This window comes from Amaricoccus solimangrovi (assembly GCF_006385685.1).
In the GTDB taxonomy this organism is placed as follows: domain Bacteria; phylum Pseudomonadota; class Alphaproteobacteria; order Rhodobacterales; family Rhodobacteraceae; genus Amaricoccus; species Amaricoccus solimangrovi.
In genome coordinates, this window is the sequence record NZ_VFRP01000021.1 from 57,277 (window position 1) to 80,861 (window position 23,585).

General features: G+C 68.7%; 24 protein-coding genes, 1 tRNA gene and 2 pseudogenes. 15 read left to right on the forward strand and 12 right to left on the reverse strand.

Annotated features, from left to right (window positions below):
* Positions 1-93: 93 nt before the first annotated feature.
* A complete protein-coding gene (gene chvE / locus FJM51_RS17485) occupies positions 94-1,155 on the reverse strand; it encodes a multiple monosaccharide ABC transporter substrate-binding protein (RefSeq protein WP_140455427.1) in 1,062 nt (353 codons plus the stop codon).
* Between the two features lie 144 nt (positions 1,156-1,299).
* Between chvE and FJM51_RS17490 the strand changes: the two genes are divergently transcribed.
* Positions 1,300-2,262, forward strand: a complete 963-nt coding sequence (locus FJM51_RS17490) for a LysR family transcriptional regulator (RefSeq protein WP_140455428.1) — start codon at positions 1,300-1,302, stop codon at positions 2,260-2,262.
* Here the strand turns inward: FJM51_RS17490 and FJM51_RS17495 are convergent.
* Positions 2,259-2,897, reverse strand: coding sequence for a PAS domain-containing protein (locus FJM51_RS17495; RefSeq protein ID WP_181164606.1), 639 nt, complete (start codon positions 2,895-2,897; stop codon positions 2,259-2,261). The two genes, FJM51_RS17490 and FJM51_RS17495, sit on opposite strands and share 4 nt — an antisense overlap.
* Positions 2,898-3,102: 205 nt before the next feature.
* On the opposite strand from FJM51_RS17495, the gene FJM51_RS17500 reads away from it, so the two are divergent.
* Genes FJM51_RS17500 through FJM51_RS17510 form a run of 3 tightly spaced genes read left to right on the forward strand, consistent with a single transcriptional unit; the run spans position 3,103 to position 5,195 of the window.
* Entirely contained in the window at positions 3,103-4,011 is a 909-nt protein-coding gene (locus tag FJM51_RS17500) for a YicC/YloC family endoribonuclease (protein ID WP_233713171.1), read from the forward strand.
* Positions 4,012-4,014: 3 nt separating this feature from the next.
* Positions 4,015-4,668, forward strand: coding sequence for a guanylate kinase (gene gmk / locus FJM51_RS17505; RefSeq protein WP_140455430.1), 654 nt, complete (start codon positions 4,015-4,017; stop codon positions 4,666-4,668).
* Positions 4,665-5,195: a gamma carbonic anhydrase family protein gene (locus tag FJM51_RS17510; protein WP_140455431.1), complete on the forward strand. Its 531-nt coding sequence runs from the start codon at positions 4,665-4,667 to the stop codon at positions 5,193-5,195. Before gmk ends, FJM51_RS17510 begins: the two co-directional genes overlap by 4 nt.
* Before the next feature lie 4 nt (positions 5,196-5,199).
* Here the strand turns inward: FJM51_RS17510 and FJM51_RS17515 are convergent, their stop codons facing one another.
* On the reverse strand, positions 5,200-5,832 hold the full coding sequence (locus tag FJM51_RS17515) for a histidine phosphotransferase family protein (RefSeq protein ID WP_140455432.1): 633 nt from the start codon (positions 5,830-5,832) through the stop codon (positions 5,200-5,202).
* A 30-nt stretch (positions 5,833-5,862) separates the two neighbouring features.
* On the opposite strand from FJM51_RS17515, the gene FJM51_RS17520 reads away from it, so the two are divergent.
* From FJM51_RS17520 to FJM51_RS17530, 3 genes are all read left to right on the forward strand, one after another.
* Positions 5,863-6,048 carry a DUF3553 domain-containing protein gene (locus FJM51_RS17520; RefSeq protein ID WP_140455433.1) on the forward strand — a complete coding sequence of 62 codons (186 nt, stop codon included), beginning with the start codon at positions 5,863-5,865 and terminating at the stop codon, positions 6,046-6,048.
* 164 nt (positions 6,049-6,212) lie between these two features.
* Positions 6,213-6,995: a GNAT family N-acetyltransferase gene (locus FJM51_RS17525; protein ID WP_140455434.1), complete on the forward strand. Its 783-nt coding sequence runs from the start codon at positions 6,213-6,215 to the stop codon at positions 6,993-6,995.
* A complete protein-coding gene (locus tag FJM51_RS17530) occupies positions 6,992-7,813 on the forward strand; it encodes a lysophospholipid acyltransferase family protein (protein WP_140455435.1) in 822 nt (273 codons plus the stop codon). Before FJM51_RS17525 ends, FJM51_RS17530 begins: the two co-directional genes overlap by 4 nt.
* A 12-nt stretch (positions 7,814-7,825) precedes the next feature.
* Here the strand turns inward: FJM51_RS17530 and moaA are convergent, their stop codons facing one another.
* Positions 7,826-8,833, reverse strand: a complete 1,008-nt coding sequence (moaA, locus tag FJM51_RS17535; RefSeq protein WP_140455436.1) for a GTP 3',8-cyclase MoaA — start codon at positions 8,831-8,833, stop codon at positions 7,826-7,828.
* A 253-nt stretch (positions 8,834-9,086) separates the two neighbouring features.
* Between moaA and FJM51_RS17540 the strand changes: the two genes are divergently transcribed.
* Both FJM51_RS17540 and FJM51_RS24490 read left to right on the forward strand, forming a co-directional pair.
* A complete protein-coding gene (locus FJM51_RS17540; protein ID WP_181164607.1) occupies positions 9,087-10,730 on the forward strand; it encodes an AMP-binding protein in 1,644 nt (547 codons plus the stop codon).
* Positions 10,731-10,803: 73 nt separating this feature from the next.
* On the forward strand, positions 10,804-11,529 hold the full coding sequence (locus FJM51_RS24490) for a LuxR family transcriptional regulator (RefSeq protein WP_140455437.1): 726 nt from the start codon (positions 10,804-10,806) through the stop codon (positions 11,527-11,529).
* A 3-nt stretch (positions 11,530-11,532) separates the two neighbouring features.
* Here the strand turns inward: FJM51_RS24490 and FJM51_RS17550 are convergent, their stop codons facing one another.
* From FJM51_RS17550 to glmU, 3 genes are read right to left on the reverse strand one after another with little or no spacing between them, the layout of a single operon-like run.
* Positions 11,533-12,216 carry a DNA alkylation repair protein gene (locus FJM51_RS17550; protein WP_140455438.1) on the reverse strand — a complete coding sequence of 228 codons (684 nt, stop codon included), beginning with the start codon at positions 12,214-12,216 and terminating at the stop codon, positions 11,533-11,535.
* The gene (glmS, locus tag FJM51_RS17555) at positions 12,213-14,036 is read right to left on the reverse strand and encodes a glutamine--fructose-6-phosphate transaminase (isomerizing) (protein ID WP_140455439.1); all 1,824 of its coding nucleotides are present in this window, start codon (positions 14,034-14,036) and stop codon (positions 12,213-12,215) included. The genes FJM51_RS17550 and glmS overlap by 4 nt, the downstream gene beginning before the upstream one ends.
* A complete protein-coding gene (gene glmU, locus FJM51_RS17560) occupies positions 14,036-15,391 on the reverse strand; it encodes a bifunctional UDP-N-acetylglucosamine diphosphorylase/glucosamine-1-phosphate N-acetyltransferase GlmU (protein ID WP_140455440.1) in 1,356 nt (451 codons plus the stop codon). The genes glmS and glmU overlap by 1 nt, the downstream gene beginning before the upstream one ends.
* 140 nt (positions 15,392-15,531) lie before the next feature.
* Here glmU and FJM51_RS17565 point away from each other — a divergent pair, with 140 nt between their 5' ends.
* The 4 genes from FJM51_RS17565 to FJM51_RS17580 all read left to right on the forward strand — a co-directional run bounded on the left by FJM51_RS17565 (position 15,532) and on the right by FJM51_RS17580 (position 18,164).
* The gene (locus FJM51_RS17565; protein WP_140455441.1) at positions 15,532-16,227 is read left to right on the forward strand and encodes an HAD-IA family hydrolase; all 696 of its coding nucleotides are present in this window, start codon (positions 15,532-15,534) and stop codon (positions 16,225-16,227) included.
* A gap of 42 nt (positions 16,228-16,269) precedes the next feature.
* The gene (locus tag FJM51_RS17570) at positions 16,270-17,538 is read left to right on the forward strand and encodes a glycerate kinase type-2 family protein (RefSeq protein WP_140455442.1); all 1,269 of its coding nucleotides are present in this window, start codon (positions 16,270-16,272) and stop codon (positions 17,536-17,538) included.
* An 83-nt stretch (positions 17,539-17,621) separates the two neighbouring features.
* Positions 17,622-17,698 (forward strand) — tRNA-Arg (locus FJM51_RS17575).
* A gap of 184 nt (positions 17,699-17,882) precedes the next feature.
* On the forward strand, positions 17,883-18,164 hold the full coding sequence (locus FJM51_RS17580; protein WP_140455443.1) for a hypothetical protein: 282 nt from the start codon (positions 17,883-17,885) through the stop codon (positions 18,162-18,164).
* 75 nt (positions 18,165-18,239) lie between these two features.
* Here the strand turns inward: FJM51_RS17580 and FJM51_RS25340 are convergent.
* From FJM51_RS25340 to FJM51_RS17605, 5 genes and pseudogenes are all read right to left on the reverse strand, one after another.
* A pseudogene (locus FJM51_RS25340) lies at positions 18,240-19,229 on the reverse strand (recombinase family protein); the annotation flags it as partial.
* Positions 19,226-19,570, reverse strand: a complete 345-nt coding sequence (locus FJM51_RS17590) for a hypothetical protein (protein WP_140455444.1) — start codon at positions 19,568-19,570, stop codon at positions 19,226-19,228. The gene FJM51_RS17590 and the pseudogene FJM51_RS25340, both read right to left, overlap by 4 nt.
* A gap of 82 nt (positions 19,571-19,652) precedes the next feature.
* A complete protein-coding gene (locus tag FJM51_RS17595; protein ID WP_140455445.1) occupies positions 19,653-19,958 on the reverse strand; it encodes a hypothetical protein in 306 nt (101 codons plus the stop codon).
* Between the two features lie 8 nt (positions 19,959-19,966).
* Entirely contained in the window at positions 19,967-20,299 is a 333-nt protein-coding gene (locus FJM51_RS17600; protein WP_140455446.1) for a hypothetical protein, read from the reverse strand.
* On the reverse strand, positions 20,292-21,974 hold the full coding sequence (locus FJM51_RS17605; protein ID WP_140455447.1) for a type IV secretory system conjugative DNA transfer family protein: 1,683 nt from the start codon (positions 21,972-21,974) through the stop codon (positions 20,292-20,294). Before FJM51_RS17605 ends, FJM51_RS17600 begins: the two co-directional genes overlap by 8 nt.
* A 388-nt stretch (positions 21,975-22,362) precedes the next feature.
* Here FJM51_RS17605 and FJM51_RS17610 point away from each other — a divergent pair, with 388 nt between their 5' ends.
* Both FJM51_RS17610 and FJM51_RS17615 read left to right on the forward strand, forming a co-directional pair.
* Positions 22,363-22,791, forward strand: coding sequence for an arsenate reductase/protein-tyrosine-phosphatase family protein (locus tag FJM51_RS17610; protein ID WP_210240326.1), 429 nt, complete (start codon positions 22,363-22,365; stop codon positions 22,789-22,791).
* Positions 22,736-23,493 (forward strand): annotated as a pseudogene (locus FJM51_RS17615) (IS3 family transposase); the annotation flags it as partial. The gene FJM51_RS17610 and the pseudogene FJM51_RS17615, both read left to right, overlap by 56 nt.
* Between the last annotated feature and the right edge of the window lie 92 nt (positions 23,494-23,585).

Here is a 23,585-nt window from a genome sequence, read left to right on the forward strand (position 1 = left end):
AGATCCGTCCTGGTCCGGAAGAAGTCCCGGGCGCGCGGCCCGGGACAGTTCGGGAGACGCGCGCGGCCGCGCCGCGCGCGCTCCGGGGAAGGGTCACTGGAGCTGGTTCGTGGTGTAGTAGCCGGAGCCGACCAGCACCTCTTCCCAGTTCGACGCGTCGACCGCGACCGGTTCGAGCAGGTAGGAGGGCACGACCTTGACGCCGTTGTCGTAGGTGGTCGTGTCGTTCACTTCCGGCTCCTGGCCGCTCATGAGCGCGTCGACCATCTTCACGGTCACGCCGGCGAGCGCGCGGGTGTCCTTGAACACGGTCGAATACTGCTCGCCCGCGATGATCGACTTGACCGAGGGCACCTCGGCGTCCTGGCCGGTGACGATCGGCATCTTCATGTCGCCCGAGCCGTAGCCGACGCCCTTGAGCGAGGAGAGGATGCCGATCGAGAGCCCGTCATAGGGGGAGAGCACGCCCTGGATCTGCTTGTCGGTGTAGTTGGCCGAGAGCAGGTTATCCATGCGCGACTGCGCCACCGCGCCGTCCCAGCGCAGCGTGCCGACCTTGTCCATGCCCATCTGGCCCGAAGGGATCTTCACCGTGCCCGCGTCGATCAGCGGCTGCAGCACCGACATCGCGCCGTCGTAGAAGAAATAGGCGTTGTTGTCGTCCGGCGAGCCGCCGAAGAGTTCGACATTGTAGGGGTCGTCGCCGAAGCGCGCCTTCATCCCGTCGACGAGACTGGTCGCCTGCAGGACGCCGACCTTGAAGTTGTCGAAGGTGGCGTAATAGTCGACGTTCGGCGTGTCCCGGATCAGCCGGTCATAGGCGATCACCTTGATGTCGGAGGCCTTGGCGTTCTCCAGCGCGTTGGTGAGCGTGGTGCCGTCGATCGCCGCGATCACGAGGACGTTCACGCCCTTCACGATCATGTTCTCGACCTGGCTCAACTGATTCGGGATATCGTCCTCGGCGTATTGCAGATCGGTGTCGTAGCCGGCGGCCTTGAACTGCTCCACCATCGCGTTGCCGTCGGCGATCCAGCGCGCCGAGGATTTCGTCGGCATCGCGATGCCGATGGTCCCCTTGCCGTCGGCGAAGGCCTGACCCGCGAACAGGGTCGCGCCGATCGCGGCGGCGGCCGCGAGCATTCCGAATTTCATGCTGTCCTCCCCGGAAGGCGCCTCGCCTCCGGCGGGCGCCGTTTCTTTCGGCCGCCATGCGACCCGGAGCCTACTTTTCGCTCGGTTCCACATATCAATCAAATTACATTGTGGCCATTCGTGTTATCAAAACTGGTATGTGACATGGCGGGCGAGCCGATCCTGAACCTCAAGCTCAACCAGTTGCGGCTGATCGGCGCGATCGCCGAGCATGGCCAGTTGCGCCTCGCGGCGGAGATGCTGGCGATCACCCAGCCGGCGGCCTCGCGCATGCTGGCCGAGATCGAGCGGGTGGTCGGCGCGCCGCTCTTCGCCCGGCATCCGAAGGGGATGGGGCTGACGCCGCTCGGTCAGGTGATCGCGCGGCGCGCGCACGAAATGGCGGTCGAGATGCGCGATCTCTCGCGCGAGGTACGCGCCTTTCGCGAGGGGCGGGGCGGGGAGGTCGCGGTCGGCGCGGTGACGGGGCCGGCGGTCGGCTACCTCGTTCCCGCGATCCGGCGCCTGCGCGCCGAGGCGCCGGAGGTCGAGGTGCGGGTGGACGTGGCGCCCTCCGCGACGCTGGTGCGCGGGCTGAGCGCGGCGGATTACGACTTCGTGCTGGGCCGCCCGCTGCCCGAGAGCGACCGCCGCGCCTTCGAACTGCGTCCCGCCTGGCACGAATGGGTGAGCTTTCTCGTCCGGCGCGAGCATCCGCTGGCCGCGCGCGACCGGGTCGGCCTGGCCGATCTGCGGGAATTCGACTGGATCATTCAGGAGCGCGGCACGCCGATCCGGACCGCGGTGGACGAGGCGCTGTCGCGCGAGGGCCTGCCGGCGCCGCCGAGCATCGTCTCCACCTCCTCGCTCGTGGTGATGATCGCCTTCCTCTCCCAGACCGACGCGGTCGCGCCGATGGCGCGGGAGGTCACGCGGATGATGACGCGCACGCCGGTCAGCGCCGGTTTCGTCCAGCCGCGGCTGGCGCGCGACCTGATGGTCTCGCCCTATTACATCATCCGGGCGCGGGGACGCGCGCTGTCGCCGGCGGCGCTGCGCCTGCTCGCGCTGGTGGAGGAGGAGCTCGACACCCGGGCGCCCGAGGGAATGGCCGAGGGCGAGGGCTAGTCCGGGTCGATCACGCGCAGATAGGGGCGGAGGCCCTCGCCGGGGCCCCGGGCGTGGGGATTGCCCTCGATCGCGCGGAGCCTCGGGGGCTGGCCCGCGAAGGCCGGCTGTTCCTCGGCGAAGCCCGGGAGGGCGCGGCGCGGCGCCTCCGCCGCCGGCTGGTCGCGCGTCTCGACCGGGGAGACCGAGACGTCCTGGATCGTGAAGGAGAGGGGCGGCGCGTAATGCTCACCCTCGCCGCCGAGGCAGCCCAGCACCCGGTTGATCTCGCCCAGGTCGCCGCGCAGCGGCATGAGCAGCATCGAGGCCCGGAAGCCTCCGGAGCGCATGCGCGCCTCGAGCCGCAACTCGATCACGGCGGGCTCGCTCATCGCGACGTCGAGGAGCCGTTCGAACCGTTCACGGTCGGACTCGCCGATCAGGAAGCCCGCCTCCATGCCGCGGACCTCCATTCCCATCATCTCGCAGAGCTTCATCCCCGCGAGCCGCACGCGCAGGTTCCCCGGACTCAGCCGTTCGAGGATGAACATGTTCTCGAGCGCCGCTTCGAACTCGCGCGGGTCTATCTCGGCGCGATAGGGCGCGGCGCGTCCCGCCCTGAGCCGGTCCCAGTAGGAGTGAAGGGAGGTGAGCATCGCATCATTCATTTCGCAACTTGACCCGGCCTGACCACCTGTTTACCTCTCAGTCGGATAGAGGCGGTCATTTGGTTAACGATTTCTTCATAGGCTAACGTGAAACGCGGATTATGTCGTAGCTTTCGCACTGTTCTCCTTAATGTGCGCCGATTTTGGCTAAAATTCGGGCGTCGCGCGACCTGGGCGCCCGCGGGGATTTGAGATGGCACTCGCTTCGATGACGGGCTTCGCGGACCTTTCCGGGACGGTCGGGGATATCGCCTGGGTCTGGGAGACGCGGAGCGTCAACGGACGCAACCTGGACTTGCGTCTGCGCCTGCCGGACGGATTCGAGAGCCTGGAGGCGCCGGTCCGGATGGCCTTCGGCCAGGCGCTGAGCCGGGGGTCGGTGACCGTCGGCCTGCGCGTCGCGCGCAACGGCGGCGGGCAGGGCAACGGCGCCGCGGCCCGGGTCAATCCCGCCGGGCTCGACCTCGCGATCGAGGCGGTCGAACTGGCGAGCGAGGTGGCCGCGCGGCGGGGGCTTCCGCTCGCGCCGATGACGGCGGCGGACCTGCTGTCGGTGCGCGGCGTCTACGAATCGGACTCGGCCTCGCCCTCGGAAAACCCGGAGGTGATGGCGGCGCTGGCCGGGGCGGTGAAGCCGCTCGCGGCGAAGCTGCGCGCGGCCCGGGCCGACGAGGGCCGCGAGGTGGCGCGGATCCTCACCGAGCGGATCGACCGGATCGCGGCCCTGACCGCGGAGGCGCGCGTCGCCGCCGAGGCGCGGGGGGCGAAGGTGGCGGCGCTGCTCCGGCAGCGGGTCGAGACGGTTCTCGGCGTCGCCGGGCAGGTCGACGAGGCGCGGCTGGCCCAGGAACTGGCGCTCATCGCCGTCAAGGCCGACGTGACCGAGGAACTCGACCGCCTGGAGGCCCATGTCGCCTCCGCCCGCAGGCTTCTCGGGAGCGACGAGCCGGTCGGGCGCCGGTTCGACTTCCTGACACAGGAGTTCAACCGGGAAACCAACACGCTCTGCGCCAAATCGGGCGCCGCGGATTTGACAGCGATCGGGCTGGAGATGAAGGTGGCGGTCGATCAGTTGCGCGAGCAGGTTCAGAATGTGGAATAAGACATGAGCGCCGCGCAGCCCCGGCGCGGCCTCCTGATCATCCTGTCCTCCCCCTCGGGGGCGGGAAAATCGACGCTGTCGCGCCGCCTGCTCGCCTCCGATTCCAATGTGCGCTTCTCGATTTCCGCGACCACGCGCGATCCGCGCGTCGGCGAGGTCGAGGGCGAGCACTACTACTTCACGGGCCGCGGCGAATTCGAGGCGATGGCGGCCGCGGACCAGATGCTCGAACATGCCGAGGTCTTCGGCAATCTCTATGGCACGCCGCGCGCGCCGGTGGAGCGGGCGATCTCGCTCGGCCAGGACGTGCTCTTCGATGTCGACTGGCAGGGCGGGCAGCAGATCCGGAATTCGAGCCTGCGCGACGCGGTGGTGACGATCTTCATCCTGCCGCCCTCGATCGCCGAACTCGAGGCGCGGCTCCGCGCGCGGGCGCAGGACAGCGACGAGGTGGTGGCCGGCCGGATGGCGAAATCGCGCGACGAGATCAGCCACTGGGCGGAGTACGACTACGTGCTGGTCAACCGCGATCTCGACGCCTGCGAGGCGGACTTGCGCGCGATCATCGCGGCGGAGCGGCTGCGGCGGGACCGGCGGCCCGAGTTGCTCGGCATCGTGAACGCGCTGAACCGGGAATTCGAGGAGAGGATGGCATGACGACGCTCTACGCGCTGAACGGGGTCGCGCCCGAGCTTCCCGAGGACGGCGACTACTGGGTCGCGCCGGGCGCGCGGCTGATCGGCCGGGTGATCCTGAGGCGCGGCGCCTCGGTCTGGTTCAACGCGGTGCTGCGCGGCGACAACGAGCCGATCACGATCGGCGAGGGCAGCAACGTGCAGGACGGCTGCGTGATGCATACCGACATGGGCTTCCCGCTCGAGGTGGGGCCGGGCTGCACGATCGGCCACATGGCGATCCTGCACGGCTGCGTGGTCGGGGCGGGCAGTCTCGTCGGCATGGGGGCGACGGTGCTGAACGGCGCGCGCATCGGCGCGGGCGCGCTGATCGGCGCGGGCGCGCTCATCACCGAGGGCAAGGAGATCCCGGACGGGGCGATGGTGGTCGGCCGGCCGGGCAAGGTGGTCCGGATCATGTCGGCCGAGGAGATCGAGAAGATGCGCGGCGCCGCCCCGCGCTATGTCGAGAACATGCGCCGCTTCCGGGAGGGGCTGACGGAGCTCTGACCGGTCAGGCGGAAATCGCGCGGGGCAGGGCCGGGCCCGTGAGCCGGAGTTCGGCCGAACTTTCCGAGACGCGGTGCTCCGCCCGATACCCCTGCGCCACCAGCGCGCGGCGCAGCAGCGGAAACTGCACGATGTCGGGGCGCGGCTCCGGCACGGGCGCGCCCTCCGTCACATGCAGCCAGAGCTCCGGAGCCGCGCCGATCCGGCAGTTCTCGGCGCGGAGCCCGATCCGCTCCCCGGCCACGGCGACGCGGACGTCGCCGCCAAGCGGCAGGCTGCGCTCGAAGCAGAGGATCGCGAGATAGGCGACCCGCGCCGCCGCGCGCGACATCGTGTCCTCCTCCCCCTCGGCCCAGCTCACGCCGAAGCGGCCGGCGAACATCGCATCGGTGATCTGGCGCGCCTCGTCGAGGGATTGCCGCGCGCTCCTGTCGGCCGGGCCGAAGGCGATCCGGTAGAAGCGGAGCTTCGCCAGCGCGGTGCCGAGACTGTCGGAGATGAGCGCGAGTTCGGGCTCGCCGCCGACCCCCTCGGTCATGCGGAGGAGTTCCAGCCCATTGCCGATGGCCCCGATCGGGCTTATCAGATCATGGCAGAGACGCGCGCTCGCCAGCGCGGCGATCTCGGGCGCGCTCATGCCCCTGCCCCCGCGAACGGATGGACGGCCATGAACGAATTCCTCGAGCCCGGCAATTTCGTGCGGCACCCGAACCAGCCCGAATGGGGGCTCGGCCAGGTGCAGTCCGTCATCGGGGGAAAGATCACCGTGAACTTCGAACACGCGGGCAAGGTGGTCATCGACGGATCCCGTGTTGAGCTCTGGCCGGAATTCGGCCTGGGCGACAGGAAGTAGCAGGTCGCAGTCAAATGTTAAAGATTTGTGAAGATTCGGCTTTTTGCCCGGATTTTGCATGTCGGCGGCCTTTCGCGCGACGGCGGATGTTTGCCTGCGGGGCGTCGAGCGGTTATTGAGGTCGGGCGGATCGCGGGAAGGTCCGCGCCGCCGCCGGGGCGCTCATGACGGTAAACCTCAGTCGCTATCAGGTGAAGCTCGCGCAGGGGGCGGAGGAGGTCGCGGCCGCGCAGCGCCTGCGCTACCGCGTCTTCGTAGAGGAGATGGGCGCCGACGCCACGTCGGATCAGCGCGGGGCGCGGCGCGAATGGGACGCGTTCGACGGCTGGTTCGATCACCTGCTGCTCGTCGACCTGGCCAGCGCCGCGCGCGATCCGCTCGACCGCGTGGTCGGCGCCTACCGGCTGCTCCGCGACGACGTGGCGCGTTCGGGTCCGGGCTTCTACGGGGCGAGCGAATACGATCTCGGCCCGATCCTGCGCGACGGCCGGCGCAGTCTCGAGCTTGGCCGGTCCTGCGTCGCGAAGGAGCATCGCGGCGGGCCGGCGATGCATCTCCTCTGGAACGGTCTCGCGGAATACGTGCTGGCGCGGCGGATCGAGATCCTGTTCGGCGTCGCGAGCTTTCCCGGCGCCGACCCCGCGCGCTACGCCGAGGCGCTGGCCTATCTCCATCGCCGCCATCTGGCGCCCGAGGATCTTCGGGTGCGCGCCCGGGCCGACGCCTTCGTGCCGATGGACGCGCCCGGCGTCCGGGAGATCGACGAGCGGGAGGCGCGCAAGGCGATCCCGCCGCTCATCAGCGCCTATCTCAGGCTCGGCGGCTGGGTCGGGGAGGGCGCCTTCGTCGACCACCGGTTCAACACGGTCGATGTCTGCGTCGTCATGGACACCACCCGGATGACCGAGCGCTATCGGGCCTTCTACGAACGGGGCCGCGCGGCGTGAGAGCGGGCTGGAACGGCGCGCCGGCGCCCGTCCCGCCGCCGCTGACGCTCGCCGACCGGGCGCGGTTCTGCTGGCGGGCGCCACTGGCCTTCTTCTGGCTTCTCGGCTGTTTCGCGGTGTTTCTCCCGCTCGCCTTCCTCGACCGCGCGCTGTCGCGCCGGGGCGACGCGGCGGGGGCGCCGGCCATGGTGCGGATCTGGGCGCGGGGCGCGCTCCGGCTGCTCGGGCTGCGGGCCGAGGCGCGGGGCGCGCCCATGGCTGCTCCCGGGGCGCTGGTCGCGAACCATTCGAGCTGGCTCGACATCGTGGCGCTGCAGAGCGCGGCGCGGGTCTTCTTCGTCTCCAAGGCCGAGGTCGGATCCTGGCCGCTGATCGGCTTCATCGGCCATGCGATCGGCACGGAGTTCATCGAGCGCCGCGCCACCGAGGCCGGGCGGCAGGCGCGGGCGCTCGGCGCCCGGCTGGCGCTGGGCGACCGGCTCTGCCTCTTTCCGGAGGGGACGAGCAGCGACGGCCAGCGGGTGCTGCCGTTCAAGTCGTCGCTTTTCGCCGTGTTCCTCGACGGCGCCACCGGGCCGGAGCTTCGCGTCCAGCCGGTCACGCTGCGCTATCGCCCGCGGGCCGATCTGCCGGCGGCGCTCTACGGCTGGTGGGGCGAGATGGATTTCGGCGCCCATCTCGGTTCGCTGCTCGCGCGCTCCACCGGCGGGCAGGTCGAGATCACCTTTCACGAGCCGCTCGATCCGCGCGCTCTCGGCGACCGCAAGACGCTGTCCGCGGCGGCCGAGGCGGCGACGCGGCGAGGGTTCGACGCCTGAGGCGGACGCCGCTCAGCCGCCCGTATGGCTCATGTGCCGGCTGACCTGACCGGCGACGGTCTGGCGGGAATAATCGAAATCGTGCCCCTTCGGCTTGCGCGCGATCGCGGCGCGGATCGCCTCGACGAGCGCCGCGTCGTCGCCCGGATGCGCCCGCAGGATGGCGCGGAGATCGGCGTCGTCCTCCTGGCCGAGGCACATGTAGAGCTGGCCGGTGCAGGTGACGCGGACGCGGTTGCAGCTTTCGCAGAAATTGTGCGTCAGCGGCGTGATGAAGCCGACGCGGCCGCCGGTCTCCGCGACGCGGACATAGCGGGCCGGGCCGCCGGTCCGATCGGACGTGTCCGTGAGCGTCCAGCGCGTCTCGAGATCGGCGCGGAGGCTCCGGAGCGAGTAGTACTGGTCCAGCCGGTTCTCGTTGCCGAGATCGCCCATCGGCATCACCTCGATGAAGGTGAGATCGTGGCCGCGCGCGCCGCACCAGGCGACGAGGTCGTGGATCTCGTCGTCGTTCACGCCCTTGAGCGCGACCGTGTTGATCTTCACCCTGAGCCCGGCCTCGACCGCCGCGTCGATCCCGTCGATCACCTGCGCGAAGCGGCCCCAGCGGGTGATCTCGGCGAACCTGCGTTCGTCGAGCGTGTCGAGCGAGACATTCACCCGCCGGACGCCGCGGGCGGCGAGGTCGCGGGCGAAGCGGCGCAGCTGGCTGCCGTTCGTGGTGAGCGTCAGCTCGTCGAGCGCGCCGCTTTCGAGATGGCGGCCCATCGCCTCGAAGAAGGTCATGATCCCGCGGCGGACGAGCGGCTCGCCCCCGGTGATCCGGAGCTTGCGCACGCCGAGGCCGATGAAGGCGGAGCAGAGCCGGTCGAGTTCCTCGAGGCTCAGGAGTTCCGCCTTGGGCAGGAAATCCATGTGCTCGGCCATGCAGTAGACGCAGCGGAAGTCGCAGCGGTCGGTGACCGAGACGCGGAGATAGGTGATCGCGCGGGCGAAAGGATCGACGAGCTGTGCGGTCATGAAGGCGATGCCCCTCCCCGGGCTTCATCCTCTGGATTTTAGGCGCGGGCGCGGGCGGTTTCAAGGTGGCATGCCAGCGGATCGACCCGCCCTCTACGACCAAGGCGGGGGGTGCGCGCGCGCCCTTTGGCCTCGACTCGGGGGAGGTGCGATGGCAGGCTCCGCTTGCTGCGCCGCGGCAAATACCCTGTGAAATTTTGCCCCGAGCCTGAAACGGGCCGGGGCGAAGCAAGGTGTCCGGGGAGGTCGGATGATGCGCGAGATCGGACTCTTCACCTCGCCGGGATGGCCGTTGCCGAGCGGCGCGCGGCGCTGGGACGAGATGGCGGCGGCCTTCCAGTGGCCGAGGCCGCGCCGTTTCAACATCGCGGAGGTCTGTTGCGACGTCTGGGCGCGGATCGAGCCGAACCGTCTCGCGCTGCGGCATCTGCAGCTCGACGGCGTCGCGCGGGACTATCGTTTCGGGGAACTCTCCCGCGCGTCGCGCCGGCTCGCCAACGTGCTGGCGGCGGGCGGGGTCGGGCGCGGCGACCGGGTCGCGGTCCTGCTGCCGCAATCGCCCGAGGCGCTGCTCACCCATCTCGCCGCCTATCGGCTCGGCGCGATCGTCGTTCCCCTCTTCACGCTCTTCGGCGAGGACGGGCTGCGGTTCCGCCTCGCCGATTCGGGGGCGCGCGCGCTCGTCACGGACCAGCCCAACCTCGAGAAGATCGCGGCGATCCGGGACGAGCTTCCGGCGCTCGAACAGGTGCTCTCGATCGACGGCCGCGGACCGGGGGCGGTGGATTTCTGGCGCGCGCTGGGCTGGGCGGCGGAGACGCACGCGGGCGTGGCGACCGGGCCGGACGATCCGGCCTTCCTGAGCTACACCTCGGGCACGACCGGCCCGCCGAAGGGGGCGCTGCACGGCCATCGCGTCCTGCTCGGCCATCTGCCGGCGATCAGCCTCGCGCATGAGTTCCTGGGCCAGCCCGGGGACCGGATCTGGACGCCGGCGGACTGGGCCTGGATGGGCGGACTTACCAACGTGCTGCTGCCCTCGCTCTTCTACGGGGTGACGGTGATCAGCCACCGGATGCCGAAGTTCGACCCGGAGGCGGCCGTGGCGCTGATGGCGCGGCTCGGCGCGCGCAACGCCTTCTTCCCGCCGACCGCGCTGCAGCTGATGCGCCAGGAGGGGATCCGCGAGGTCCGCGGCCTTCGCACCGTCACCTCCGCCGGCGAGGCGCTGGGCGCGAGCCTGCTCGACTGGGGGCGGGAAGTCTTCGGGCTCACGATCAACGAATTCTATGGCCAGACCGAATGCAACGCCGTGCTCGGCAACTGCGCCGCGGTGGCGCCGGTGCGGCCGGGCTCCGCCGGCCGCGCGGTGCCCGGACACCGCGTGGCGATCCTGTCGGAGGCGGGCGAGCCGCTGCCGCCGGGCGAGGTCGGCGAGATCGGCGTCGCCGCGCCTGATCCGGTGACGTTCCTCGGCTACTGGAACGATCCCGCGAAGACGGCGGAGAAGTTCCGCGACGGCTGGCTCCTGACCGGCGACGAGGGCATGGCGGACGAGGAGGGCTATGTCTTCTTCCGGTCGCGGACCGACGACGTGATCACCTCCTCCGGCTACCGGATCGGGCCGGGCGAGATCGAGGATTGCCTGACGGGCCATCCGGATGTGGCACGGGCCGCGGTGGTGGGCGTGCCCGACCCGATCCGCACCGAGATCGTGAAGGCCTTCGTCGTGCCGAAACCCGGCGCCCGTCTGGCGGGGCTCGAGGCGGCGCTGATCGGGCGGGTGCGGGCGCGGCTCTCCCCCCATGTCGCGCCGCGCCAGGTCGAGTTCGTCGAGACGCTGCCCCTGACCGCGACGGGCAAGATTCGCCGCGCCGCCCTACGCGGAAAACGATGATGCCCCGGCCGGCGCCGTCTTGTGCGGGGCCGGTCCGATGCTACACTCCCTCCCGTGATCGCGGGATGGATGGATGAAGGTCAGCGAATTCGAATCCTTCGCGCACGAGGCCCCGACCACGGATGAGCTCTGGAACGGGCTGGTGCGTTTCGCGCGGGAGCGGGATGTCGACAAGGTCGGCTACCACCACATTCCGCCCCTCGGCGCGCCGGACGACACGGTCTCGCGGGTCCAGAACTCGGGCTTTCCGATCGAATGGGTGGCCTTCTACCTGGCCGCGCGTCAGGCGGGGAGCCTGCCCGTCACCGATTACGCCCGCTACCACGGCGAGCCGGTCTACTGGGGCGACATCGAGACGCTGAAGGAACTGACCGACGAGGAGCGGGCGCATCTCGCGACGCTGCGCGACGCGGGGTTCATTCATGGCCTCGCCATTCCCGCCTATGGGCAGAACGGCCGCAACGGCGTCTTCGCCCTCGCCCTCGCACCGGGTGTGGAGCGGCTCGATCCGCCGCTGCTCGGCGATCTGCGCTGGGCCTGCCAGGCGACGCATCTGCGCTTTTGCGCGCTGGTCCTGCCGGATCTCGGCCCGGCGCCGGCCCTCTCGCGGCGCGAGGTCGAGGTGCTGGCCTGGGTCGCGCGCGGCAAGTCCAACGCGGCGATCGGCGCGATCCTCGGCATCTCCGCGCATACGGTCGACGCGCATCTGCGGCGCGTCTATGCCAAGCTCGGCGTCTTCGACCGGATCAGCGCGGCGCTGAGGGGCATCGGCTTCGGGATCATCACGTCGGAAGCCTGAGCCTCACGCGATCCGGCGCGCCGCCTCCTTGCGGGCGAAGGACTTCAGATCGCGGCCGGGACCGTCGAGGAAGGCGGCGACGCGGGCCGGATCGCGGAGCGACAGGCTCCGGAGCCAGGCGCCGATCGCCTTCTGCGTGAACCAGTTCCGGTCCGCCACCAGCCGTCCGGCCCAGCCGAGAACGCGTTCGCGCGCCGCGAGATCGCCGGGAGAGGGATGGGTCAATTTGGTCCAGGGCAGCGTCGCGACCAGCGCGGCGCGGCGCGCCCAGGGGTTCGGATCCTCGATCCAGGCTTCGACGGTATCGAGCCTTCGCGGCTCGGCCACGAGGCGGCGTTCGCCGGCCTTGCAGGCCTGATCGGCGATCGCCCAGGCGTCGAAATCCGGCACCCAGCGCAGGAATTCCGCCCAGACCAGCGGATCGTCGGTGCCGAGCCGCGCCTGGGTGAGCAGCTTCGCGGCCGCGATCCGCGCCTCGTGCACATCGCTGTCCCAGAGCCCGGCGGCGAGCGCCACCCGCGCCGGCACGTCGAGCGCGGCGCGCCAGTCGGCCACGCAGGCATCGATGCCGGGAAGGGCGAGCCCGAGATAGCGGCGCGGCGCCTTGTGATAGGCGGCCATGGCCGGCGCCGCGGCGGGATCGGCGTCGCGTGCGAGCCGCGCCAGGGCCTCGTCGGGCGTCGTCATTCCACGGTCACGGATTTGGCGAGGTTGCGCGGCTGGTCGACGTCGGTGCCCTTGAAGACCGCCGCGTGATAGGCGAGCAGCTGCGCCGGAACCGCGTAGAGGATCGGCGCGACGAGGGGCGCCGCCCGGGGCATGGCGAGCGTGCGCCAGGCGCCGGCGCCGGCCGCCTCGATCCCGGCGGCGTCCGAGACGAGCAGCGCCCGGCCGCCCCGCGCCAGCACCTCCTGCATGTTCGACACGGTCTTGTCGAACAGCGCGTCGGAGGGCGCGAGCACGATCACCGGCACCGCCTCGTCGACCAGCGCGATCGGCCCGTGCTTCAGCTCGCCGCTGGCATAGCCCTCGGCGTGGATGTAGCTGATCTCCTTCAGCTTCAGCGCGCCTTCGAGCGCCAGCGGATACATCGGTCCCCGGCCGAGGAAGAGCACGTCGCGGGCATGCGAGACGTCGCGCGCGATCTCCGCGATCGCGGGTTCGAGCGTCAGCGCGGTGGCCATCAGGCCGGGCAGGGCGCGCAGTTCCTCGACGCGGCCGGCCTCGCCCGCGCCGTCGATCGCGCCGCGCTGGCGCGCCGCGAGGATCGCGAGGCAGGCGAGCAGCGCGAGCTGGCAGGTGAAGGCCTTGGTCGAGGCGACGCCGATCTCCGGTCCCGCGAGGATCGGCAGCGCCACGTCGCTCTCGCGCGCGATGGTCGAGGTCTCGACATTGACGACCGCGAGCGACCGGCCGCCGCGCCCCTTCAGATAGCGCAGCGCCGCGAGCGTGTCGGCGGTCTCGCCGGACTGGCTGACGAAGATCCCGAGGGTTCCGGGGCCGACCGGCGGCTCGCGGTAGCGGAACTCGGAGGCGACGTCGATCTCGACCGGAATCCCCGCGAGGCTTTCGAACCAGTATTTCGCGACGTGGCAGGCGTAATGCGCGGTGCCGCAGGCGACCATCACGATCCGCTCGCAGCCGGCGAAGTCCACCTCCTCCGGCAGATGCACCTCGGAGCGGTGCGGCGCGAGATAGCGGGCGAAGGCGTCGGCGAGCACGATCGGCTGCTCGTGCGTCTCCTTCGCCATGAAGTGCTTGTAGGGACCCTTCTCGGCGAAGACGTTCTCGACCGGGACCATGACGATGTCGCGGATCACGGCGGTGCCGTTCGCGTCGTAGAAGCGGACGCCGGTCCGCGTCAGCTCGGCATGGTCGCCTTCCTCGAGATAGGCGATCTGGGTCGTCATCGGCGCGAGGGCGAGCGCGTCCGATCCGACGTACATCTCCCCCTGGCCGAAGCCGATCGCGAGCGGCGAGCCGCGGCGGGCGACGATCATCAGATCCTCCTCGCCCTCGAAGATGAAGGCGAGCGCGAAGGCGCCCTTCAGACGGGCGAGCGTCGCGCGGACCGCCTGGAGCGGCGAGGCACCGGCGGCGAGCTCGCGATCGCAGAGGCGGGCCACGCTCTCGGTATCGGTATCGGTCTCGAAGGCCGCGCCCCCGGCCTCCAGCTCGGCGCGGAGCTCGCGGTAGTTCTCGATGATGCCGTTGTGCACCACCGCGACGCGCCCGGCCTGGTGGGGATGCGCGTTGCGGACCGAGGGGGCGCCATGGGTGGCCCAGCGGGTATGGCCGATGCCGATCCGCCCGCGGGCGGGATCGGAGACGAGCAGGTCGGAGAGTGCGATCAGCTTGCCCATGGCGCGCCTGCGCCCCAGATGCCCCGCCTCGTCGAGCGTCGCGATGCCCGCGCTGTCATAGCCCCGGTATTCGAGCCGCTTCAGCGATTCGAGGATCAGCGGCGCGACCTGATGCGTGCCGAGGATGCCGACGATCCCGCACATCAGTGGGGCGCCTTGCCGGACTTGAGCGCGCGCAGCCGCGACATGAGCCGCGTGCCGAGCCCCGCCTTGTTGCTCTGCCGCCCCCGCGCCACCGCGAGCGCGCCGGCGGGCACGTCCTCCGTCACCGTCGAGCCCGCGCCGACCATCGCCCCGTCGCCGATCCGGACCGGCGCGACCAGCGCGGAGTTGGAGCCGATGAAGACGTCGGCGCCGACCTCGGTATGATGCTTGAAGACGCCGTCGTAGTTGCAGAAGATCGTGCCCGCGCCGATATTGGTCCGCGCGCCCACGTGGCCGTCGCCGACATAGGTCAGGTGATTGATCTTCGCCCCCTCGTCGACGATCGCGTTCTTGATCTCGACGAAATTGCCGACATGCGTGTGCTCGGCCAGTTCCGCCCCGGGCCTGAGCCGCGCGAAGGGACCGACGCGCGATCCGCGGCTGACGTGGCAGCCCTCGAGATGGCAGAAGGGCAGGATCTCGGCGCCGGATTCGACCGTCACCCCCGGTCCGAAGAAGACGTTCGGGCCGATCACCGTGTCCCGCCCGACATGCGTGTCATGCGCGAACCAGACCGTGGCGGGATCGGTCAGCGTCACGCCGTTCTCCATCGCCTCGGACCGCGCCCTGGCCTGGAAGGCCGCTTCCGCGGCGGCGAGATCGGCGCGGCTGTTGACGCCGAGCGTCTCGGCCTCGTCGCAGACGATCACCTTCGCCGTCAGCCCGCGGTTTCGCGCCAGCGCGACGATGTCGGTGAGGTAGAATTCGCCCTTCGCATTGTCGTCGCGGATCTCGGCCACGAGTCCAGGCAGCAGCGCCGCGTCCGCGGCGACGACGCCGCAATTGCAGAGCCGGATCGCGAGCTGCGCCTCCGTCGCCTCCCGCGCCTCGACGATCGCGAGCAGATCGCCCGTGTCGTCGAGGATCAGCCGACCATAGGCCCCGGGCTCCGCCGCCTCGAAGCCGAGAATCACGACCGCCGCCCCTTCGGCCCGCGCCGCGATCATCGCCTCGAGCGTCTCCGGCCGGATGAAGGGCGTGTCGCCATAGAGCACGACGATGTCCCCCGTCGCGCCTTCGAGTTCCGGCAGGGCGACGCGCACCGCGTCGCCGGTGCCCCGCTGCTCCGGCTGGCGGACGGAGCGCGCCTCGGGATCGAGCTCGGCCAGCGCCGCGTCGACCTCCTCCGCGCCGACGCCGGTCACGACGATGACGCGCTCCGGATCGAGCCCGCGCGCCGAGGCGAGCGCGTGGGCGATCAGCGGCGCGCCCGCGAGCGGGTGCAGCACCTTGGGCAGATCCGAGCGCATGCGGCTGCCCTGTCCGGCGGCGAGAAGGATGACGGACGTGGGCATGCGCGGGCTCCGGACCGGTTTGCGTCGTCGCCTTCTAGCAGCCGGGCGGGGGCGCGGAAAGTCCGGCGGCGATCAGTTTCCATTTCATTTCGTTGCGGAAATGCGCCACAGAAGGGTCCGGAAACGATGGGAGGCAGGCGATGCGGGTGGCCGTGTTCGATCTCGACGGAACGCTCGCCGACACGGCGGCCGATCTGATCGCGGCTGCGAACGGCGCGCTCGCCGAGCTTGGCGTCGCCGCCCGGCTCGACGCGCGCGCCCATCGCGCCACGGCCTTCGCCGGCGGCCGCGCGATGCTCCGCGCCGGCCTCGCCGCGGAAGGAATCGAGATGCCGGAGGAGCAGGTCGAGCGCGGGTTTCCCCGCCTGCTCGTCCATTACGAGGCGGCCATCGCCGCGCGGACGCGGCTCTATCCCGGCGTCGAGGCGGCGCTCGACGCGCTGGCCGCGCGCGGCTGGACGCTCGCGATCTGCACGAACAAGCCCGTGGCGCTGGCCGAGCTCCTGCTCGTGAAGCTCGGGGTGCGCGACCGCTTCGCCGCGGTCCTCGGCGCGGACAGCCTCTCCGTGCGCAAGCCCGACCCGCTGCACCTGACCGAGACCGTGCTCCGCGCGGGCGGCGCGCCGGAGCGGGCGGTGCTGATCGGCGACACCGTGACCGACCGCGAGGCGGCGCGCGCGGCGGAGGTCCCCTGCGTGCTCGTGGCCTTCGGCCCGGAGGGGCCGGGGATCGCCCGGCTCGCTCCCGCCGCGATGATCGCGGATTACGCGGAACTGCCGGATCTGCTCGAGCGGCTGATCCCGGAAGACACCAAGGTGGCGGTTCCGAAGGGGTGAGGCGCGCCCTATTCTCGGCGGGCTCGAAAGGGGGAGAGAGGAATGACCTCGATGGATCCGCGCGCGCTGCTCCGCGCGCTCTTCGACGCGGCGGTGCGCGCGGCGCTGCCCGACAACGGCATCCGCGCCCACCTGCCGGAGCCGCCGAAGGGCCGGACGGTCGTCGTCGGCGCGGGCAAGGGCGCGGCCCAGCTCGCCCAGGCGCTGGAGCGGGCCTGGGAGGGGCCGCTCTCCGGCGCGGTGGTGACGCGCTACGGCTACGCCGCGCCCTGTGAGCGAATCGCGGTGCTCGAGGCCGCCCATCCCGAGCCAGACGAGGCCGGGCTGATCGCCGCGCGGCGGCTCTTCGACGAAGTGGCGGGTCTCGGCCCCGATGATCTGGTGATCGCGCTGATCTGCGGCGGCGGCTCGGCGCTCCTGCCCTGCCCGCCCGAGGGGCTGGGGCTCGCGGACGAGCTCGCGGTCAACCGCGCGCTTCTCGCCTCGGGGGCGCCGATCGGCGAGATGAACACGCTTCGCAAGCATGTCTCGGAAATCAAGGGCGGCCGGCTCGCCCGCGCGGCGCGTCCCGCGCGGGTGGCCTCGCTCGTGGTCTCCGACATTCCCGGCGACGATCCGGCGCTCGTCGCCTCCGGCCCGACCGTGCCCGGCGCCGGCGGACCGGAGGAGGCCCGCGCGGTGGTGGCGCGCCACGGACTCGATCTGCCGGAGGCCGTGCGCGCCTGGCTCGAAGGACCCGACTGCGCCGCGCCCGCGCCCGAGGATCCCGATTTCGCGCGCGACACGGTCGCCATCATCGCCTCCGCCGGCGTCTCGCTCGAGGCGGCGCGGGAGGAGGCGGCGCGGCTCGGCCACGAGGCGGTGATCCTGTCGGACGCGATCGAGGGCGAGAGCCGCGACGTGGCGCTGGTCCTCGCCGCGCTCGCGCGCGAGATCGCGACGCGCGACCGGCCCTTCCGCCGGCCGGTGATCCTGCTCTCGGGCGGCGAAACCACGGTGACCCTGCGCGCGAAGGGCGGCAAGGGCGGGCGCAACGCCGAATTCCTGCTCGCCTTCGCGCTGGCGGTCGAGGGGGTGGCGGGCATCACCGCGCTCGCGGCCGATACCGACGGAATCGACGGATCGGAGGACAATGCCGGCGGGCTGGTCGACGGGGAGACGGTCGCGCGCATCCGCGCCGCCGGCGCCGATCCGCGCGCCCTGCTCGACGGCAATGACGCGTGGACGGCGCTGTCGCTGGCGGGAAACCTGCTGGTGACCGGGCCGACCGGTACGAACGTGAACGACTTCCGCGCGATCCTGATCACCTGACCCGTCTCCCCGCGCGCCTCGCGACGCCGATGATGAAATCCCCGTTGCACCCTCCGCCCGGGCATGCTTATAGAGGCGCGTCCGCACCCGTAGCTCAGCTGGATAGAGCGCTGCCCTCCGAAGGCAGAGGTCACAGGTTCGAATCCTGTCGGGTGCGCCATCTCACATTTTTCACCACAGAACAGACCTAACGCCTTGAATGGGAAGGCGAAGTTAGGTGTTCGAAGTCCCTGATTCCGGCAGTATGCCAATGGCTCAAGGAAAGCCAGTCTGAGGACCGTTTTCTGGCCCACCAAATCAGAATTATTCCATATATCCCAAGGGCTTGAGAGAAACCGCAAGGCGTGTTCGAACGACTCCTCCAGGGTCTGCCTCGGCTTGCCGCTCGTGGCAAGTTTTTCGCTCGCCAGCGCCTTCTCACGCTCCAGCTTCGCAATCCGCTTCTCGTAGGCAGAGATCACGGTCGCGTTGCCAGATTCGACGATGCGGTCGAGCAGGGCTTCGATCTGCTTGTCGATCTGGCCGATGCTGGCACGGAGCGCCTTCGTCGTGTCAGCGGCTTTGGCAAGGCGCATGTCCCATGCGTCCTTGAACATCGCCTTGACCAGTCCGAAAAGGTTCTCTGACGGCTCCAGGCGTTGCAGCAGGTCTTCGAACTGGCCTTCCAGCTCGTCGCGCTTGATCGACTTGCGGTAGCTCGCGCACCCCTTCGTTGGGCAGAGATAGTAGGGATACTTCTGGCTCTTGCCCTGCGACCAGCAGGCAGTGAGCGGCTTGCCGCAGTCGTTGCACAGGATGAACCCGCGCAGCGGGAAGTCCGCGCTGATGTCCTTGCGGGCAGCCGCCTTGGCCGTGCCTTTCAGGCGGGCCTGAATCCTTTCGAAGGTTTCGAAGCTGATCAGCGCCTCGTGGTGGCCCTTGCGCAGCCCCACGCCCCAATTTGGAGCTTCGAGATACCCGGCATAGATCGGGCGGGTCAGAAGGTCGTAGATGCGCTGATTGCGTATCTCGCCGTTCGGAAGGTCCTTCGGGAAGGACGGCTGGCGCTCAAGGAAGCGCTTGACCTCGACCTGTGCCGCGAAGCGCCCCGAGGCGTAGCCTTCAAGCGCCTCCTGAAGGACGGAAGCGTTGGGCTCGTCACGGACCAGAATTCTGCCGTGACCGCTGGAGCGCTCGTATCTGTAGCCGACCGGAGCCTGAAAAACCCAATAGCCGTTCTGCATCCGCGCTCGCATGCGGTTGACGGTCTGCTCGCCGTTCTTCTGGCGCTGGTGCTGCGACACCGAGGCCAGCAGGTTCTCGACCAGCCGCGAGTCAGAGCTTTCGCCGAATTCGATGGAGGGGCTGACGAGAATACCGCCAGCGTTGCCGATCTTCATGCGCAGATCGAAATGCGCCATCAGATCGCGCGCAAGGCGGCTGATATCGTCGATAATGACGGCATGAGGCTCTTTGCGGCGCGCCTTCAGGTACGCCAGCATGGCCTGCATGCCGGGTCTTGTCGTCAGGCTTCCGGAAGTATCGTCCCGGAAGACCTCGACGACCTCATAGCCGCGATACTTGGCAAATTCCCGGCATCGCGTTTCCTGTGAGCCAAGGCCGTCGCCGCGCACCGTCTGCTTCGTGCTCGACACGCGGCAGTAAATGACGGCCTTGCTGATCTCACCATGTCGGTCTTCGTTCTTTATCATTGCACCTCCAGACCGCCGTTCGGGCTGGGAAAATCGGTTTCAACACGTTCTTCGGAAGACTTCGATTCTACCGCATCGAAGATTTCCTTCAGGCCTGGATTGGACTCATCTTCAATCTGTCCACAGACTTCTTGAAGGGGATGAACCCCAAACCCGATCTCGACAAATGTTACGACAACCGACCACAGCGCTTGCAGGAATTCTTCTTTCTGTTCGGGGGTCAGTCGAGGATCATCAAGCCAGGCCTGGTACTTCTCGACATCGACAGTAACGATTGGCCGGGCCGCAGCCGCGAAGCTGGGAGTGATGGACTTTTCGAAGGTTTGGTTCTCATCGTTCATGGCCCGCACCTCTTTAGCGGACAACATGTTGAGCCATAAATTAATTATGACACCACACGTTGTATTATGGCAAATTCTGTAGCTAGTACGGAACCCCGTCATCCAAGGGATTCTGCGGGTTTCCGGCTCGCTCTTCGGTTGCAAAGAGCGCAGCAATCTCTTCGGGCGGCTTCCATCCGGTCTTGCTGATGCAAGTTGCAAGCGCCATTCCGAGGTAGCCTTCAAGCTGCTCTTCGGCGGTCCCATTCGGGTCCGCCTTCGCATGGACACTTGCCCATGCACGAGCGAACTCGTAGCCGCGCCGCTCGACGCGGAGCGTCACAAGGACGGTTTTGCCGTCCTTGGAAATGCGCGTTCCGCGCCGCTGAAACTCTCCGTTCTTCGCCATATCCAGCCTCACAGGATTTTCGCCCAGTCGATGGGGATGATCTTCACCAGGGAACAGGTTTCCCCGTCCTTCGGGAAGATCACGCGCCTGCCCTGAACGCCGAAATAGTCGCACGAGAAGAAGTAGCGGCACGGATCGCCCATCCTCTTCGGGTGGCGGCATTCATAGGTCCAGCCGATATGGGGCGTTCCGGCGAAGACCGCGTAGCCGACCAGGATCGACAGGACGAGCGCGCGCGGACGACCGAACAGCCGCCCCGCCCGCAGCGCGATCCGCGACAGCCGACCGCCCTTCTTGCGGGGAGGCTCCGAACCGACGACTCTGATCTCAAATTCATCCATTGCCGTTTTCCTTCTTGCCGTATTGCAGGGTGATGAGTGCCGGGGCGACCGGATACGGTCCCTCGACCGGGTTGGGCTCCGCCCAGGACGCCCACGGCGCGACGAACCAGAAGGGCAGCCTGCGAGCCAGGATCGGCGGCAGCGCCTTGATCAGCAGGAGCTGCCAGTCCGCGCCCATCTGCCGGATTTCGTCCGGGGACATGAGCGGCCTTCCGGTTTCGGCCAGGTTCTCGCTTACTTCGTCGTCGTAGTAGCGTCCGAGGTTGTAGCTCGTCGTCTTGACGGTCCTTTGGCCCAGCTCCGCCGAGAGCGTCACGGCGAGGTTGTGATCCTGGACGGCGAAGAACTGCTTCACTTCGGCCTGCGAGAGGATCGTGCGGGCGGTATAGGGACCGTAGAGCCGGATCAGCTCGGCCAGCTCCTGGACGAAGACCCAGACCCGGACGCCAAGGCCCGGCAACGCCGTCAGGCTTTCGGCAAGGCCGGAGAGTCTGCCCATGTTGGCGAACTCGTCGAGCAGGAACAGAACCGGGCTCCGGCCCTTGGACCGCGCGACGGTCGTGATCGCCTGCCGGGCAACAAGGCCGAGCCATGCGCCATGCGTCGCGATCCGGTCCTGCGGGATCACCAGATAGACGGTCGCCCTGCCTTCCTTCAGCGCCCGAAAATCGACATCGGACCCGCCGACCGCCTCGCCCAGCCAGCCGACCGGATCGAAGATATCGAGCGCCTGCGAAGCGCCCTGGCGGAAGTCGGCGAACTGGTCCGCGTTCTCTTCGAGCTGGTCGCGCAGGTCGCGGCCAAGATCGGCAATCATGCCGAACAGCGCTTCGGACTTCTCCATCTCCGCAACGCACCGTTCCAGGCGCGAGTTGTTCGAAAGAACACGCCACATTTCCGGAAGGGTGCAGCGCTCGCCCGCGCCCCGCGTCGCGAGGTGCAGCATGACCGCCCGCAGGATGGCGCGCGCGCCTTCGCGGAAGTAGCGGTTGCGCGCGTCCTCCGATTCGGGGACGAGCTGGAGCGCGAGCGCCTTCGCCTCATCGGCAACGCTGCGGATCAGCGCGGGATCGCTCGCCGCCTCGATCAGCGGCTGCAACGGGTTGTAGCGATGCTGCGGCAGCCCGTGCAGGCCCCAGGGATTGAGGATGTAGACCTTCTGTCCGAACCGCTCGGCCCGGTGCTTCGCCGTGACCGCCGCCAGCTCGCCCTTCGGATCGGTGACGAACATCGAGCCCGTGTAGTGCAGCAGGTTCGGGATAACGACGCTGATGCCCTTGCCCTGACGGGCGGGAGCAGCCGTCAGCAGGTGCGCCTTGCCGCTGTAGAAGAGCGGCCTGCCTTCCTGCATGCCGAGGAACAGGCCCGACGGGTCCAGCATGCCAGCCTGTTCGCACTCTTCGAGCGTCGCGAATGCGGCCTCGCCGAAAACGCCGGAAGGCTCACTCGCAGCCTCGCGCTGGATGTACTGGCGAACAACGTTGCTGACCCCGGCAACTCCGGCCAGGGCAGCCATCGCGCCCAGGTACTTGAAGAAGCCGAGATAGGCTTCATCGGCAGGCGTCAGCTGCGCCCCGGTGATCTCCGGGAAGTTGGCGGCCAGAGCGTAGATCGAAACGCCGAGCAGCAGCGCGGCGACTGGCGAGCCGTTCCTGGGGTTGACGGGGTGTGACATGGCGACCTCCTGCTCGAAGGCGCTGGCGCAATCTTTTGCGCGATGCCTTCTGCTTCAGACGCCAGAAATGAATGAACGAGAATTGCCTGTTTCAACGCGTCTATCGCGTGGCGGGAAATCTTACGTCCCTCAACGGCTTGATTTTTATTGGGTTTAGACTTCCTAGATCGCCCCGTGAGGCGCTCGAATATCCATCCGGGCTAGCGGAAAATCCCTCTGCAAAACCCCGACGGAGCCGGACCTATGCTATGAAAATCATCCTCATCGCTAGGTCGTAGACATTATCGTTTGGCTAGTGTTTCAACTTCCAAAGTTACCGTGCATCTTTGCTGGCAAAACCCTTCGATGTAGGATTGCACTGTTAGATCACAAGCCCTCGGGGCGTATGATGAAAGTCCTGTTCGTCTGCACCGCCAACAAGCTGCGCAGCCCGACCGCCGAGCGCGTGTTCCGGGACTGGCCGGGTATTGAGGCGATATCGGCAGGAACCGATCCCGCCTCGCCAAGGCCGTTGACCAAGGAACTGGTCGCATCGGCGGACATGATCTTCGCGATGGAGAAGCACCACCGCGAATGGATCAGGAAGAAGTTCAAGGAGCGGCCAAGCGACGGGAAAATCTTCGACCTTGGCATCCCGGACGAGTTCGAACGCGACGATCCCGTCCTGGTCAAGCTGCTGGAGGCCAAGGTCGGGCTGACGTGGTCCCCGAAAACCGGACACTTTGCTAAGCTTGCCGCCAACGATGACGAGGAAGAACAGCGTGGCTGGCAAACGAAAGAATTACGGCGCCGAGTTCAAGGCGAAGGTGGCGCTTGAGGCCATTCGAGGCGAGCTGACGGTCGCGGAACTGGTGACGAAGCATGGTGTGCATCAGACCTTGATCAACACCTGGAAGCGGCAAGCGCTCGAGGGAATGTCCGGGATTTTCGCGGGCAAGGCCGAGGCGAAGGCGGCCGAAAAGGAGGGCGAGATCGAGAAGCTGCACGCCAAGATCGGCCAGCTCGTGGTGGAGCGGGATTTTTTGGCCAAAGCCTCCGGACGGTGAGCGTGTCCCGGAGGCGAGAGATGATCGAGCCAGGACACCTAGTGCTGTCGATCACCCGGCAATGCGCGCTGATCGGGATCAGCCGGTCGGCCTGGTATGGCCCGGGCAAGGCCGAGAGCCCGCTAAACCTGGCGCTGATGAAGCTGATCGATGCACAGTTCATGGAGACGCCGTTCTACGGCAGCCGTCAGATGGCGAGGCACCTGCGCAACAAGGGCTACTGCGTCGGGCGCAAGCGCGTCCGACGGCTGATGGCCAGGATGGGCCTGCGCGCTGTCTACCAGCGGCCGCGCACGACGGTGCCCCATCCGGAGCACCAGAAGTATCCGTATCTGCTCAGGGACTTGGTGATCGAGCGCCCGAACCAGGTCTGGTGCGCGGACATCACCTACATTCCCATGCGGCGCGGCTTCCTCTACCTCGTGGCGATCATGGACTGGGCGACGCGCCGAGTGCTGTCCTGGCGGCTCTCAGAGCCGGACTCGAAACTCTACGCGCCGTGCCAATACCTTGCGAGGCGCCTGGTCAGGACGCGGATATGGGCGATGAATATCCACGCCTCGGC